At 58.6% G+C, this 15,184-nt stretch carries 11 protein-coding genes and 3 tRNA genes; 5 read left to right on the plus strand and 9 right to left on the minus strand.

Annotated elements, in window-relative coordinates; all coding sequences use genetic code 11:
• Positions 1-8: 8 nt before the first annotated feature.
• On the minus strand, positions 9-971 hold the full coding sequence (locus HMPREF9241_RS05210) for an Fpg/Nei family DNA glycosylase (RefSeq protein WP_006681235.1): 963 nt from the start codon (positions 969-971) through the stop codon (positions 9-11).
• 224 nt (positions 972-1,195) lie between these two features.
• The gene (locus HMPREF9241_RS05215) at positions 1,196-4,126 is read right to left on the minus strand and encodes a leucine--tRNA ligase (RefSeq protein WP_006681236.1); all 2,931 of its coding nucleotides are present in this window, start codon (positions 4,124-4,126) and stop codon (positions 1,196-1,198) included.
• 117 nt (positions 4,127-4,243) lie between these two features.
• On the opposite strand from HMPREF9241_RS05215, the gene HMPREF9241_RS05220 reads away from it, so the two are divergent.
• Positions 4,244-4,684 (plus strand): HIT family protein, encoded by a 441-nt coding sequence (locus HMPREF9241_RS05220; protein WP_006681237.1) that lies wholly within the window; start codon positions 4,244-4,246, stop codon positions 4,682-4,684.
• Between the two features lie 30 nt (positions 4,685-4,714).
• Here the strand turns inward: HMPREF9241_RS05220 and HMPREF9241_RS05225 are convergent, their stop codons facing one another.
• Positions 4,715-5,494, minus strand: coding sequence for a metal-dependent transcriptional regulator (locus tag HMPREF9241_RS05225; RefSeq protein ID WP_006681238.1), 780 nt, complete (start codon positions 5,492-5,494; stop codon positions 4,715-4,717).
• Positions 5,495-5,591: 97 nt separating this feature from the next.
• Between HMPREF9241_RS05225 and HMPREF9241_RS05230 the strand changes: the two genes are divergently transcribed.
• Together HMPREF9241_RS05230 and HMPREF9241_RS05235 are read left to right on the plus strand one after the other, a co-directional pair.
• Positions 5,592-5,664: transfer RNA gene (locus HMPREF9241_RS05230), tRNA-Lys, on the plus strand.
• Between the two features lie 35 nt (positions 5,665-5,699).
• Positions 5,700-5,772: transfer RNA gene (locus HMPREF9241_RS05235), tRNA-Lys, on the plus strand.
• Between the two features lie 187 nt (positions 5,773-5,959).
• Here HMPREF9241_RS05235 and HMPREF9241_RS05240 read toward each other — a convergent pair.
• Positions 5,960-6,436: a peroxiredoxin gene (locus tag HMPREF9241_RS05240; protein ID WP_006681240.1), complete on the minus strand. Its 477-nt coding sequence runs from the start codon at positions 6,434-6,436 to the stop codon at positions 5,960-5,962.
• 149 nt (positions 6,437-6,585) lie between these two features.
• Between HMPREF9241_RS05240 and HMPREF9241_RS05245 the strand changes: the two genes are divergently transcribed.
• A complete protein-coding gene (locus HMPREF9241_RS05245; RefSeq protein ID WP_006681241.1) occupies positions 6,586-8,154 on the plus strand; it encodes a Na+/H+ antiporter NhaC family protein in 1,569 nt (522 codons plus the stop codon).
• Between the two features lie 111 nt (positions 8,155-8,265).
• Here the strand turns inward: HMPREF9241_RS05245 and HMPREF9241_RS05250 are convergent.
• The 5 genes from HMPREF9241_RS05250 to HMPREF9241_RS05270 all read right to left on the minus strand — a co-directional run bounded on the left by HMPREF9241_RS05250 (position 8,266) and on the right by HMPREF9241_RS05270 (position 12,605).
• Positions 8,266-8,346 (minus strand) — tRNA-Leu (locus HMPREF9241_RS05250).
• A gap of 128 nt (positions 8,347-8,474) precedes the next feature.
• Positions 8,475-9,605 (minus strand): tRNA 2-thiouridine(34) synthase MnmA, encoded by a 1,131-nt coding sequence (gene mnmA, locus HMPREF9241_RS05255; RefSeq protein ID WP_006681242.1) that lies wholly within the window; start codon positions 9,603-9,605, stop codon positions 8,475-8,477.
• Positions 9,606-9,617: 12 nt separating this feature from the next.
• The gene (locus HMPREF9241_RS05260; RefSeq protein WP_006681243.1) at positions 9,618-10,826 is read right to left on the minus strand and encodes a cysteine desulfurase family protein; all 1,209 of its coding nucleotides are present in this window, start codon (positions 10,824-10,826) and stop codon (positions 9,618-9,620) included.
• The gene (locus tag HMPREF9241_RS05265; protein ID WP_006681244.1) at positions 10,823-11,812 is read right to left on the minus strand and encodes an electron transfer flavoprotein subunit alpha/FixB family protein; all 990 of its coding nucleotides are present in this window, start codon (positions 11,810-11,812) and stop codon (positions 10,823-10,825) included. Before HMPREF9241_RS05265 ends, HMPREF9241_RS05260 begins: the two co-directional genes overlap by 4 nt.
• Before the next feature lies 1 nt (position 11,813).
• Positions 11,814-12,605, minus strand: a complete 792-nt coding sequence (locus HMPREF9241_RS05270) for an electron transfer flavoprotein subunit beta/FixA family protein (protein ID WP_006681245.1) — start codon at positions 12,603-12,605, stop codon at positions 11,814-11,816.
• Positions 12,606-12,842: 237 nt separating this feature from the next.
• Here HMPREF9241_RS05270 and glgX point away from each other — a divergent pair, with 237 nt between their 5' ends.
• The gene (gene glgX, locus HMPREF9241_RS05275; protein WP_006681246.1) at positions 12,843-15,137 is read left to right on the plus strand and encodes a glycogen debranching protein GlgX; all 2,295 of its coding nucleotides are present in this window, start codon (positions 12,843-12,845) and stop codon (positions 15,135-15,137) included.
• The last annotated feature ends 47 nt before the right edge of the window (positions 15,138-15,184 follow it).

A 15,184-nucleotide genomic window follows, 5' to 3' on the forward strand; every position in this document is an offset into this window, starting at 1 on the left:
CCAGCGCCTTATCGCTGACAGCTGGGGCACCAGAACAGACGACGGTTCTGCATGAGCGCTTCGCGGATCGGCGTGCCACAGCGCAGGCAGGGACGCCCGGTTCGGTGGTAGACATACCAGCGTGACGCTTCCTCGTCACCTTCGATCGGTGGGTTGGGTGCTTCGTCGGGATCCATCGTTTCGAGGCGCCCCGCAGCGAGCCCCCGATTCATGAGGTCGCAGATCAGAACCCAGAGGTCCTTCAGTCGCTTTTCGGAAATGTTCGCCCCCTTGCGATAGGGCGAAATTCCGGCGAGGAACAGGGCATCCGCACGGTAGATGTTGCCGACGCCGGCGATGATGGACTGGTCCATAACGATCTCGCCGATATTGCGCTTCTTGGAGTGAGCAACCGACGCGAATCGCTTCGCCGATTCCTTATCGTCGCGCGCTCCATCTTCCAGCGGGTCAGGACCGAGCTTGGCCTCGGCAACCTGACGTTCTTCGTCGTCGATCAGCTCGCAACGGTTCGGACCGACCAAATCGGCAACCGCGTGGTCGTTGAACATGCGGAAACGCACCTGACCAACAGGGGCCGGAGGCTCCCAACTTCCAGCTTCAGCCTGACCGTAGCCTTCGCCCCAGCGGGTTTCTGAGTGCCCGTCCCACTCCCCCTTCGGAACGGGAGCAACGCGATGCGCGACACCGTAGCCTTCATCAACGACAGTCTCATCACCATTGAAGCGCCACCATCCGTACAGGCCCAGGTGAATATGCATCCAATCCTGGGGCCACGCATCGGGCACTTCGGGCGAAACAAAACCGATAAACATGTGCTTGCCGTGGACACGCACGCACTGAATCAGCTTGCCGTCGAGTTGCTTAGCTGAAGCGCTGAAACGCCCCTGCGGGGATGAAGCAGACACAGTTCCCCCGACAAAGAGCTCATTGAGCGTCGAAGCAAGACGACGGATGGCATCACCTTCAGGCATGAATGACCTTTCATCTGGGATCAAACGATAACTAGGCGGTTGCGGCTGGTAGCAACCCGCTTCATGGTATTACGAAGAGGTAAAGCTCCAGACTTTTTCGCACGCTACCGTCGCAGGCTATCGCTTCTTGGTGAGCCTCACAGAAGATGCCACTGCTTGATAAAAAAACACCTGCGGCGCGAAGCTCACCGCTTCGCGCCGCAGGGTTGCCATCACAATCGCGATCAGCGCGGGAGCACCACGTTGACCAGGCTCGGCTTGCGCACGATCACCTTCAGAGGTTCACGGCCTTCAAGAGCCTTGACGATCGGCGCCTGAGCCAGAGCCTCGGAACGCAGATCCTCTTCACTGATCGACGGCGAGACCTCGAGGCGCGCACGAACCTTACCGTTCACCTGAACAATCGCGGTGACACTCTCTTCGACCAGTAGCGATTCGTCAGTGACAACCGGGAAGGGCTCGCGAGCCAGTGACTCACCGTGTCCCAGACGCATCCAGAGTTCTTCTGCGATGTGCGGGGCAACAGGGGAAATCATCAGAACCAGGGGTTCGATGGCTTCACGCGGAACCGACTTCAGGCCGGTCAGGTGGTTGTTGAGGACAATCAGCTTCGAGACCGCAGTGTTCACGCGCATGTTCTCGTATTCGACGGTGACATCGGCAATCGTACGAGCAACCAGACGCTTCGTCTCAAGATCTGCTTCTTCGTCGGTAACGGTCACTTCACCGGTTTCCTCGTCCAGCGTGTTACGCCAGAGTCGCTGCAAGAAACGCTGCGAGCCGACGACTGCACGGGTTTCCCACGGACGCGAGACATCCAGCGGCCCCATGGACATTTCGTACACGCGGAACACGTCGGCGCCATAGGCGTCATACATTTCGTCCGGGGTGACGATGTTCTTCAGCGACTTGCCCATCTTGCCGTATTCGCGGGTCACCGGCTGACCCTGATAGGTGAAACCTGTTGCCTCGTCGCCTTCGATTTCGTCGGCGGGCACATACTGTCCACGCTCGTCCTTGAAGGCGTAGGCCTGAACGTACCCCTGGTTGAACAGCGTGTGGTACGGCTCTGCGTCCGGCACGTGACCCAGGTCGAAGAGAACTTTCTGCCAGAAGCGCGAGTACAGCAGGTGAAGAACCGCGTGCTCAACGCCACCGACGTACAGGTCGGTGCCACCGGATTTTTTGCCTTCGCGCGGGCCCATCCAGTAGTCGAGGTTCTCAGCCGAAGCCAGCGCCTTGGAGTTCTTCGGATCGGTGTAGCGCATTTCGTACCAGCATGAACCTGCCCACTGTGGCATCGTGTTGGTTTCGCGACGGTAGTTCTTCGGGCCATCGCCGAGATCCATGGTGACGTTCACCCATTCTTCGCTTCGGCCAAGTGGCGCTTCCGGCGCGGTGTTCGCGTCGTCAGGGCCGAAAGTGCGCGGCGAGTAATCGGACACCTCGGGAAGCTCAACGGGAAGCTGATCTTCGGGCAGAGCATGTGGCAGGCCGTCCTCATCCCAGACGATCGGGAAAGGCTCACCCCAGTAGCGCTGGCGAGAGAACAGCCAGTCACGCAGGCGGTAGGTGACGGTTCCACGGCCGAGGCCCTTGGATTCCAGCCATTCGATCATCGCAGCCTTGGCTTCATCCTTTGCCAGGCCGTTCAGACTGATCTCGTCATTCGCCGAATCAACAGCAACGCCGTCGCCGGTGTACGCCGACTCGGTAAAATCGTGGCCGTACGGATCATCAGCTGCGCCGATAGTGCGAACAATGTCGAGCTCGTACTTGTTCGCGAATTCCCAGTCACGATCGTCATGCGCGGGAACAGCCATGATCGCGCCGGTGCCGTAGCCCCAGAGGACGTAGTCGGCGACGAACACGGGCACCTTGTGGCCGTTGACGGGGTCAATGCCGTACAGGCCGGTGAAGACGCCGGTCTTCGTGCGTTCTTCGTCGGCGCGTTCGGTTTCCGACTTGCCTGCAGCCTGGGCGCGGTAGCGGGCAACCGCCTCGCGCGGGGAAGCTGCGCCATCCGTCCATGCGTCCTTCGTGCCTTCAGGCCACGAGGCCGGAACCGTGAGTGCAGCTTCGTCATCGTCGTTGCCGGCAACCGTGCCACCAAGAATCGGGTGTTCGGGCGCAACAACCATGAAGGTGGCACCAAACAGAGTATCGGGGCGAGTCGTGTAGACCTCGAGGTTGTCGACGCTTGCGCCGACTTCGCTTGCAACGGGAACGTCAAAGCGGACCGTCGCACCTTCGGAGCGACCGATCCAGTTGCGCTGCATCGTACGGACCTTGTCGGGCCAGTCGATCGTGTCAAGGTCGTCTGCCAGGCGCTTGCCGTAAGCGGTAATGCGCATCATCCACTGGCGCAGATTGCGCTTGAAAACCGGGTAGTTGCCTCGCTCGGAGCGACCTTCGGAGGTGACCTCTTCGTTCGCGAGAACGGTACCCAGGCCCGGGCACCAGTTCACGGGAGCCTCGGACACATACACCAAACGGAAGTCGTTGACGACCTTCGCCTTTTCGACGGCGTCAAGGTCTGCCCAATTGCGGCCGTCCGGAACTGCAACCTGGCCGTTGGCAAGCTTCTCTTCGAGCTCAGCGATCGGACGCGCGGCACCGATGGAGCCATCGGGAGCGGTTGCTTCCGGGTCGAACCAGGAGTTGAAGATCTGCAGGAAGATCCACTGGGTCCAGTGCACGTACTCGGTGTCGGTCGTGGCCAGCGAACGGCGACGATCGTGGGACAAGCCAAGACGACGAAGCTGGCGACGCATATTCGCGATGTTTTCCTCGGTCGTAATGCGCGGGTGCTGACCGGTCTGCACGGCGTACTGTTCTGCCGGCAGGCCGAAGGCGTCGTAGCCCATTGTGTAGAGGACGTTTTCGCCCTGCATACGGCGGAAACGAGCGACCGTGTCGGTGGCGATGTAGCCCAGCGGGTGACCAACATGCAGACCCTTGCCTGACGGGTAGGGGAACATGTCAAGAAGGAAGAAGGGCTTCTTTTCCGCTAGAGGCCCTGCGAACTCACCCACCGGGTTGTCTGCGTTAAAGGTTCCTCGTTCGTCCCACCGATCCTGCCATGCGGTTTCAATCTGACCGGCAAGTTCAGCGGTATAGCGCTGTGCGGGTTCCATGTTGGAAGCCTGGCTCATCAGGGCCCTCCCCTTGATATTTCGACATTCTTCGCCGTATCAAGGGTAGACCATTCGCGCGAAAACTCGCCTCCTCATCTCTAGCCACGAAGGTCCTTCTGGGGTGAGAATGGCCTCATGGCTACAGTCTTTGAAAACATCATTTCCGGCGTCTGGGCAGGTCGCTTCGTGTGGACCGACGACGAATGCGTTGCATTCGCGACCATCGAGCCCACCTCTCCCGGCCATGTTCTAGTCGTACCACGTACCCCGTATGAGAAATGGACGGATGCGCCCAGTAACGTCGCCACGCACCTTATGAAAGTCGCGCGAATCATCGGAATCGCCCAGGAAAAAGCATTTGGAGTCCCCCGCGCCGGCTTGGTCATCGCAGGTTTCGAGGTCCCTCACACGCACCTTCACGTGATCCCGCTACGCACAGAAGCTGATGTCCTTCTGTCGAACGCAGTGAAGGCAACGGATGAGGAACTGGACCAGGCAATGACAAAACTCCGCGACGCCCTCTTGTCGCAGGGGCACGGCTCTCACGTTCCTGAAAGCATGACTTCGCTGGGTTGATCTCCCAGCTCAAACAACGCTCGATCGTGTTTAGTCCTCGAGCGGCGACACCATCACGATCGACGCAACATCGCCAGCCAAGCGGACGCTTCGACCAGCACCCACGGTGGGAGCGGTCGCTTGGCGTATTTCAAGCGAAACCTGACCGGCCTGGTCAATATCGACGATACGGACCAACGCGTCTAGGCCGATGCCCTCACTATCGAGAATACGCAAGAATGCAGAGTCTTCGTCGGACAGGCGGGTGACGCGATACCACTTCCCCACCTCAGCGCCAGCAGTTTTCTTCGATGTCGCAATCAACGGGTAAATCACGCGTTCAACCACCGACCCATCCTCGCGCGGGATCAGGTCACCGTGCGGATCACGCTCAGGCTTGCCCAGCGCTTCATCGATATGCGCAAGAAGACGATCTGAGATCGCATGTTCCAGAATCTCAGCTTCCTCGTGGACCTCGTCCCACTCGAAGTTCAGGCGATCATGCAGGTAGGTTTCCAGCAGACGGTGACGACGCACCATTGAGATAGCAAGCGCGCGCCCCGCATCCGTGAAGTGGACTTTCCGATAGGGCTCATGCGTGACCAAACCATTCGCCACCAGACGCGATACATTCTCTGACGCGGTCGACGCAACGACTCCCATCGCGCTAGCCAGGTCATTCACGCTCATGCCGTGCTTTCCGGATTCTTCGCCACCCCACAAAGTCTTCAGATAGTCCTGCGCCATTCGCGACGACGACGCCCATATTGAATCCACCGGCTCTAAGGTCGAGGAGGTCGAATCAACTGATTTCGGCGTTTTTCCGGTCATATCGAACTCCCCGAGTGTGGTGTGGTGGTCTTCTCACCTGCTATTTTTGCATTGATCTGCCCGAAGCGGTAAAGTTTCATATCGGTCGCACGACCCCGCGTCATTAGCTCAATTGGCAGAGCAGCTGACTCTTAATCAGCGGGTTGAGGGTTCAAGTCCCCCATGACGCACAACTCTAAAACAGAATACTCTGTGGCAGAGTCCCGCGTCATTAGCTCAATTGGCAGAGCAGCTGACTCTTAATCAGCGGGTTGAGGGTTCAAGTCCCCCATGACGCACAAACGAAAACGGAGCAACCAATCGGTTGCTCCGTTTTGTCGTTGCCTGCCCTGTATGAGTGTTTCTGTCCCTGCGTCGAGAAGCGATGATGAGACACGGCGATCAAGGAAAGACGTATAGGGCGACAATTCCAGCACTAAAAACCGATTCATCGCCTCAGACGACAAGGCTAGCCACACGCACGTATCAGTCGTCCAGACCGAGGTCGCGACGCAGGCGCGCCACATGACCCGTTGCCTTCACGTTGTACTGAGCAAGCGCAACCGTTCCATCCTTGCCAACAACAACGGTCGAACGAATGATGCCCGTGAAGATACGGCCGTAGTTCTTCTTTTCACCCCACGCGCCCCACGGTTCAAGGATTGCATGCTCAGGATCGGAGATCAGCGGGAAGTTAAGTCCCTGCTTCTGAGTGAACTTCTCCAAGGCGGGCATTGTGTCAGCGCTTACGCCCACAACCGTGTACCCAGCTGCCTTCATTGTGTTCAGGTTGTCACGGAAATCGCAGGCCTGCGTCGTGCACCCAGGGGTCGAGGCCTTCGGATAAAAGTAGACGATAACGCCCTTTTCACTGCCCGCAAGCAACTCGGTCAGTGAGATCAGTCCCTGCGTAGATTCAGCGGTAAATTCTGGAGCCTTCGCTCCAATTTCAAGTTGAGTCATGTTGAAAGCATATCGACGCCGATAGCGCTGTGCTCGCCGAATCCTGCACTACCCGCGCAATTAAAATGTCCAGAGTAAGAACACCGAGGGCGCGGCCTCGTGCGCCTTGCCTAGCCTGAATTCATCCCAACTGTATTGAGGAGACCCCCGTGACCGAGGCATACCCCGTTCTCACACTCATCCCACCGATTCTTGCGATTGCTCTTGTCATCACGACCAAGAAGGTCATCATGTCGCTCGCAGCCGGCGCTATCTCCGCTGCATTCCTTATCGAAAACGGCGGGATCGTCGCAACAGTCGTCAAAATCTGGGGTGCTTTCTCTCAGATTTTCTGGACCGAAGGCGCAATCAACGCCTATTATGTGCTGATTCTCTTGTTCCTTATCACGTTGGGCATCATCACCTCGCTTGTCCTGATGGCTGGTGGCACCGCAGCGTTTGCAGAATGGACGATGACGAAGATCAAAGGTCGGCGAGGCGCCCAGATTCTCGCCGCCGCACTCGGTACCGCGATTTTCATTGATGACTATTTCAACGCGCTTGCCGTCGGCCAGGTGGCGCGCCCCGTTAGCGACCGCCACAAGGTGTCTCGCGCGAAGCTCGCCTACCTCATCGACTCATCGTCGGCACCGGTTGCTGTTCTTGCACCGTTTTCTTCGTGGGGCGCCTCGATCATCGGCATCATGGCACCGATCGTTGCAGCAACCTCAATTCAGGTGACCGACGCGGGCGCATTCCTGCGTAGCGCGGGCATGAACTATTACGCCATCGGCGCAGTCGTCCTGTTGTGGCTGACCGTCATCTTCGAAGTCGACTTCGGCTCGATGCGACGTGAAGAACGTCGCGCGGTCGAGCGCGGTCACGTCTACGATCCGGGAGAGCAGATTCCCGGCCAGTTGACCGACAACCTACCACGTCACGAACCTGGCGCCATGCGCGCACTGATTGTCCCCTTCGTCATCCTGATCCTGGGTGTTCTTGCTGGCATTGCGTGGACCGGCCACTCTGCTTCTGAGTCGTGGAATGCCCTGGATATCTTGGCAAACACCGACGTCGCCGTATCGTTGAATGTCGGTGGTGTTCTTGGCCTGATCTCCGCGGCGTACTACTACTTCCACTACACGCACAAGGATCCTGCTTTCGAGCTGAAGACTGCCGGCAAGGGTGTCGTCGAGGGCGCTCGTTCAATGCTTCCGGCTATCGAGATCCTGCTGTTCGCATGGATGCTGGGCTCGCTCATTTCTGAGCTCGGTACCGGCGCCTACCTTGGCGCGCTGGTTGAATCCTCAAGCCTGCCTGCCCAGTGGCTGGTGCCACTGATGTTTGTCATCGCAGGCGCTATGGCGTTCGCGACGGGCACATCGTGGGGTTCCTTCGGAATCCTGCTCCCGATTGCCGGCGAAGTCATGGCAGCTGTTCCCAACGGTTCCGACCTGCTGATTCCCGCGTTCGGCGCTGTTCTTGCTGGAGCCGTCTGGGGCGACCACTGCTCCCCGATCTCCGATACGACGATTCTGTCGTCGACCGGCGCTGGCTGTAACCACATCACGCATGTCAACACTCAGCTTCCCTATGCGCTTGCCGGTGCGGGAGCTGCGTTGCTTGGCTACATCACGTTCTCCCTCACTGGTTCAGGCCTCATCGGCCTGGGGATTGTGCTCGCAGTGCTCATTGGGCTGACCGTGTTCGTGCGTACTCGCCTGCCACTCATCGCCTGATCCCTACGATTCATGGTTTTGCCTCCGAGACTTTCCTCTTGGAGGCAAAACTGTATTCGGCCTATTCGACGAAAGAAAGGACACCAGCATTCAACTGGTGTCCTTCCGTTGTGCGCGAGATGGGACTCGAACCCACACGTCAAAGACACTGGAACCTAAATCCAGCGCGTCTGCCAATTCCGCCACTCGCGCGCGAACCTGTTTCCGAAGGCGACGAGGTTCCGCATGGAACCTATGCCCACACACAGTGCTCGTTTAGTGTACAAGGTCAGTGACAATCCCGGCGAACTGAGCTTATCCGTGGACCTCGTAAGAAAACATCAGGCTACGAACGACGAGGCTCGGCTTGCCCGCATGATCGTTGCTTCCCCCAAGACACGGGTGTCACGGTACATGACCAGCGACTGGCCGGCAGCAACGCCATGGATCGATTCGGAAAGGGACACGACCAACCGGCGTTCTGCTCCTTCACGCGCCTCGTCTTCGGAGTCGTGCTCGACTAGGGAAACGGGGACGGGCGTACCGTGGGCGCGAACCTGAACGAACAGGTCATCCGTTGAGGCCCCCAGATCATCGGGAGCTAACCAGACGACGTCCTCGCATTCAATTCGATCCACGCTGAGCAGAGTCGATGCTCCAACGACGACCTGGTTCGATTCCGGACGAGTTTCCAGAACATAGCGAGGCTTGCCATCTTCGGCGGGACGATCAATATGCAGACCTCGTCGCTGACCAACCGTGAAGTTCCAGTAGCCCTGGTGGGTGCCGAGGACCTCGCCGTCGGGGCTCACGATCTCACCTTCATCGCTACCCAATCGAGTGCGCAAGAAGCCCTGCGTATCTCCGTCGGGAATGAAGCAAATGTCGTAGGAATCCGGCTTGTTGAACACACCCAGGCCAAGACGCTGCGCTTCGGAACGCACCCACGCCTTGGTGGGGGCATCACCAAGGGGCAGTAGAACGCGTGACAGTTCATCACGCCCCATGATTGCCAGAACATACGACTGGTCTTTCAGAGAATCTGCGCCACGGTGCAATTCCGGGCCGGATGGACCATCAACGATTGCAGCGTAGTGGCCGGTGCAGACAGCATCGAAACCCAGTGCCTTCGCGCGCGTTGCAAGTTCACGGAATTTCACGAACTCGTTGCAACGCACACACGGGTTCGGCGTATGCCCCAGCTTGTACTGTTCAACGAAGTCTTCGATGACGGTTTCTTCAAATTCTTGGGCGAGGTCCCACACGTAGAACGGGATCCCCATGATTTCGGCTGCTCGCGCAGCATCGCCAGCGTCTTCAACGGAGCAACACCCTCGCGAGCCGATACGGCATTCCTGCGGTTGACTTGACAAAGCCATGTGGACGCCGACAACATCATGGCCGGCCTCGACCGCTTTCGCTGCAGCGACAGCCGAATCCACGCCTCCGGAAAGTGCGGCAAGAACACGCATTCAATTGTCCTTTCAGTGGGTTCGACCGTGCATGCGGTCTCGATCGTGAGAGTCTAACGCCTGCCCTGCAAGGACGGCGCGTTCAAGAGCATCCACGAATGCATCAATATCCGCTTCGGTCGTGTCATGTCCGGTGGAAATGCGCAGGACTCCCAGCGCTTCAGCTTCGGTGGCTCCCAGGGCCAGGACGACGTCGGACGGGCGCGTCACCCCCGCGTGGCACGCAGAACCAGCAGAGACGTGGACATCTGCCATGTCCATCGCCATCAGTACCGCTTCAGGGTGCGACGTCGGAATCGACAGATGAATGATCGAGGCCAACGCGTCATCCGGAGAGACAGTGAGTCGCGCATAGTCCGGCAGAGCGCGGGCCAAACGATCACGCAGAAGCGCCGCGCGGACCTGCCACTCTTGGCGCTGAGCAACCGTTTCTTCAAGCGCTAGCGCGAACGCACACGCGCCGGCAACGTCGGGGGTTCCTGAACGAATGCCACGCTCGTGTCCTCCACCGGGACGATCGGTGGGGATCTTCAGTCCACGGCGAGCAACCAGCACGCCAGTCCCTGCCGGCGCACCAATCTTGTGGCCACCCACGGTCATCAAGTCAACGCCGAGTTCCGCATAGGACACGTCCATCAGAGACATTGCCTGCGCGGCATCGGTGTGGGTCAGTGGACGCTGAGCGATCGGCATGGAGCGACCATCAAGTGCCTCGACCATCTGCGATACCGGCTGAATTGTCCCGATTTCTGAGCTGACCAGGGTGAGCGAAGCAAGAGAACACTGGTCTTTCACCTGCGCCAACGCGTCAGTATTGATAACGCACACGCCGTTGGACGCCACAGGGAAAAGCTCAACAGCAAACCCGCGCGATTCTAAATACTCGCGCTGATTTCCTACAGCATCGTGCTCCACCGGGGACAGAAGAACCGTGTTCCGATCAGCGTTCAATGCCCGCCCAGCGAGCGCTCCCCCGTGTACGCCGATGGCATCTGATTCGGTGGCACCCGACGTAAAGATCACTTCGGGCTTCTCGCAGCCCAAGGCAATAGCGACACGTTCGCGGGCGTCCTCCAACATCCTCTTTGCGCGTCTACCGCCACCGTGCAACGAGGCCGGGTTCCCGGGATGGGCGCTGAGCTCACGCTGAGCCTCGACCCATGCCTCCAACGCTGAAGGACGGATCGGGGTTGTTGCAGCGTGATCCAGGTAGTGCGTCACTCGGCGTCGCGCGCCTTCTTGATTTCTTCCAGTGCAGCAGGAATAACCTCGAACATGTCGCCAACAACGCCGAAATCTGCGATCTCAAAGATCGGAGCATCAGGGTCATCGCAGACAGCGACGATGTGGGCGCTGGACTGCATACCAACCGTGTGATGGATAGCTCCGGAAACACCTAGACCAATGTAGAGATTCGGTGACACTGACAGACCGGTCTGGCCGATCTGCATGGTACGCGGTGCCCAGCCTTCATCGCAGACAACGCGAGTAGCGCCGACTGCCGCGCCGAGTTCATCTGCCAATTCATTGACAATGTTCATATCGCCGTTTGTTCCGCGACCGGCGACAACAACGGTGGAAGCATCGGTCAGCGAAACGCCCGTTGACTCCAGTGCAGACGAGCAGACGACCGTCACCGCACGGGCCTCATCGCTGAGCTCAACGTCGATGGATTCGGCGACCGGAGTGACCGGCGCGAACTCGAGGACATCAAAGGATCCGGGTCGAAGCGCCACAACCGGAAGCGAACCCGAGACCTTCAGGCGATTCGACCACGAGCCCGCGAGCGCGGTGGTCGTGACAACCAGGGAGTCGTCGTCGACCTCAACGCCGATGGCGTCGCAGACAACTCCGGAGTTGGTCAGGGTGGCGATACGGGAGGCGACTTCACGGCCTCGGTAGGTCGAGACAACGAAGAGGGCTCCGAAATCCTGTGTCGTGACTGCGGATGCGACGGCGTCTGCGACGACTGCGCTGACGCGTGCGCCGGAGTGGTCAATACCGGGGACGAGGACTTTTTCCACGCCGAGGGTGCCCAGCGTGGTCATATCCGGGTTCGTGGTCAGGGAAAGTGCGACAACTCCAGCGTCACTCAACGTGGACGCGAGAGAAATGATCTGCGCCGATGCTGGGGTCAGGTGCCAGCCGTCGGTGTCACTGCCCTGGTGGTCAGCAAGGACGAGTATTGGTTGAGAAAGAGTTGCCATGTCACTTCACCACTTCGAGGAGGTACTGGGCCAGTCGGAGGCCTGCATCACCGGAGTCAGGGATGATCGTTCCGGCGTTGTCGCGGGTGATCTCGTTGGATTCGAGGACCTCGGTAACCTGGCCACGCTGGGCGATAGCTGAGCCTGCAACGCTTTCTTCGATGTCGGCCAGTTCCCAGGTGTCCATTGGCTTCTTGCGCGCGGCCTTCATGGCCGCGAATGCCGGATAGCGGGGTTCGTTGATCTGGTCGGTGACCGAGACAACTGCCGGCATGGGTGCGGAAAGGACATCCTCGTACCCGTCGGCGTTGCGCTTGATTTCAATGCTCGAGGCGCCGGTATCGACGGAGATTTCGTGGGCCAGACCGAGCAACGGGAAGTGTAAGCAGGTCGCAAGCGCCGCGGGAAGCATTGAGGTCATCGAGTCGAGCGATGCCATACCCGTAATAACAAGGTCAATGGGTTTTTCGTCGACGAGCGTCTGAATGGCTCCAGCCAATGCGAGCGCGGTCAGACCGGCATCAGCTCCAGCCAGTGCCTCGTCGCTGATAAGAACACCGCGGTCGGCCCCCATCTGGAGGGCGCGCATCAGGGCGTCTTCAGCGTCCTCGGGCCCCATGGTCAGGGCGATGACTTCACCGCCGTTATCTTCGACCAGTTGAACGGCTGCTTCAATGGCATTTTCATCCAGTTCGTTGAGGATGTCATCTTCGCCACGAACAATGCGACCATCTTCGAATCGGCGTTCCGACTGCATGTCTGGAACGTGTTTCACGCATACGACAATTCTCATAGCTTCTAGCGTGCCACAAAGGGCGAGTAAGCCCGAAGAGCAAGGGGTGTGAGATGGGTTTTCCCACACGCTTTGACTACGTTGCGTCAGAAACCTTGCCGTCTTGCAATAATAGTGCGGGTGGTAGCGCACACTTTTTGAGTATGTGCGCGATACGTTGACAAGAAGAGGCAGTTCCCATCAACAGTTTCTTGAACCGTTAGCGTTCAAGCACGTTCTGGCTAGAGAGAGGACATCATGGGCCACGACCATTCGCACGATCACTCGGTGGCGCTCGTGAATGTTACTCAGCCGAACCCTGTTCCTCCTCGCTTCGGTGTCCACGTTGCAAACGGTGGTCTTGACGTTTCCGTCGTGGCACGCCTGGCGACGCACGTTGATTTCTGTGTTCTGGACTTAGACGACTCTGAAACGCGGTATGCGCTGATTCCTAGCAACGAGGGCATTTGGCACGGTCATATCAATGGCTTGGGTGTGGGCACGCGTTACGGTTTCCGCGCTGATGGCCCGTGGGATCCCGATCGTGGCTTCTTCTATAATCCGGCGAAGTTCCTGTTGGATCCCTACGGACGAGGCCTCGAGGGAAGCGTTGACATGAGTGCCGCAGTCTACGGGCATATCGTTGACGAGAACCTATATCCAACTTCTTATCCGTTTGCGCGTTCTCCTCTTGATTCGCGTGGGCATGTCCCCTGCTCCGTTGTCGTTGATTCCCGCTTCCCCGTGGCACCAAAGCCACGCGTCCCGTGGGAAAAGACGATTGTGTACGAGGTCCATGTCAAGGGCTTTACGAAGAACATGCCGGGTATTCCTGGCGAATTACAGGGAACATACGCGGGCTTGGCACATCCTGCGTCAGTGGATTACCTGAAGAACCTGGGAATCACTTCCATTGAACTTCTCCCCGTTCACGCGAAGTGTGAGGAACCGTTCCTATCGGAACGTGGTCTGACTAATTACTGGGGGTATTCGACCCTGAACTTCTTCACTCCCGAGCCTTCTTACGCAACTCATTCAGCGCAAGACCGTGGCGCCCAAGCGGTCGTCGACGAGTTCCGCGGAATGGTGTCGATCCTGCACGAGGCAGGGATCGAAGTCATCCTTGACGTCGTCTACAACCACACGTGTGAAGGTGGCAACGCCGGCCCGTCACTCTCGTGGCGTGGACTCGATTCTGACCTGTATTACCGCCACACGAACACGGTTCCCGTCGCCTGTACTGACGACACGGGCACCGGAAATACCATGAACGTCGACAATCCCAAGACAATGTCGATGATCCTCGATTCCCTGCGCTACTGGGCAGACACAATGGGCGTCGACGGTTTCCGCTTCGACTTGGCCGCAACCCTTGGACGCTTCGCCACAGGATTCGACCCGAAGCACCCGTTGCTGATGGCAATGGCAACCGACCGAACACTGTCAACGGCAAAGCTCATTGCTGAACCCTGGGATATCGGCCCCGGAGGCTGGCAGACCGGCAATTTCCCCCTCCCCTTCTCAGAGTGGAATGACCACTACCGCGGAGCACTGCGCGCCTTCTGGCTCTCCGACGTTCGTTCCCTAGTCGAAGGTCACGGCGCGTCTGGCCCGAATAACCTAGCGACCCGTTTGGCCGGTTCCCGCCCCGTTTTCGATCATGGCACCGGAATCGGACGCGGGCCTCGTGCTTCAATTAACTTCATCACCGCGCACGACGGCTTCACCCTCGCTGACCTAACGGCGTTCGATACCAAACATAATTGGGCGAACTTGGAAGGCAACCGCGACGGATCGAACGACAATCGTTCATGGAACCACGGAATTGAAGGCTGGGTCGCATCAATCGCGAACATGACCGACGATGAAGATGACCCGGTTGAGGCAAAAGAAGCAATCGAAACGACCTCTCGTCGTCGCTACCAGACCCAGCGCAACATGCTGACCTCCCTGCTCATTTCTGCGGGCACCCCAATGATCCTCGGCGGCGATGAATTTAGTCGCACTCAGCAGGGCAATAACAATGCGTACTGTCAGGATTCCCCGATCTCGTGGTTCGACTGGAATCTGACACCCGAGCAACTGGCACACAAGGACTTCGTTCGTTGGTTGATCGGCCTGCGTCACGCTCACCCCGTATTGCGCCCCGATATCTACGAATCAGGTGCACCCGTACCCGGCGATTCAATCCCGGATGTGGCGTGGCTGGATAAGACCGGTGCTCCCATGCCGACAGAAGGCTGGTCTCTTTCCGACAATCGCGTGTTCCAAATGTTGCGTTCGGGCGTACGTTGGAACGACCGCGACGCTCTGGTCATTGTGAACGGCACTTTGGACGAGCAGGATGTGAGCCTTCCGACCGGCCACGGCGTCGATTGGCTCGTATGTGTGAATACAGCGTGGATCCGCCTTGACGAGGGTGTTCAACCGGGGACCGATCCTCTCGCATTGAGCCTGAGCCTGGGACAGGTCGCCAATGAATCCATCGTGACTCTTCGACCGAACTCGATGCAGGTCTTGCTTTCCGATATTGCGGTACCGCCCAAACGCTAACTGCGGGCGGACGCGAAATAGCGTTAGGCGCGTCTTTCGATAGAATC

This window comes from Schaalia turicensis ACS-279-V-Col4 (assembly GCF_000296505.1).
Lineage (GTDB): Bacteria > Actinomycetota > Actinomycetes > Actinomycetales > Actinomycetaceae > Pauljensenia > Pauljensenia turicensis_A.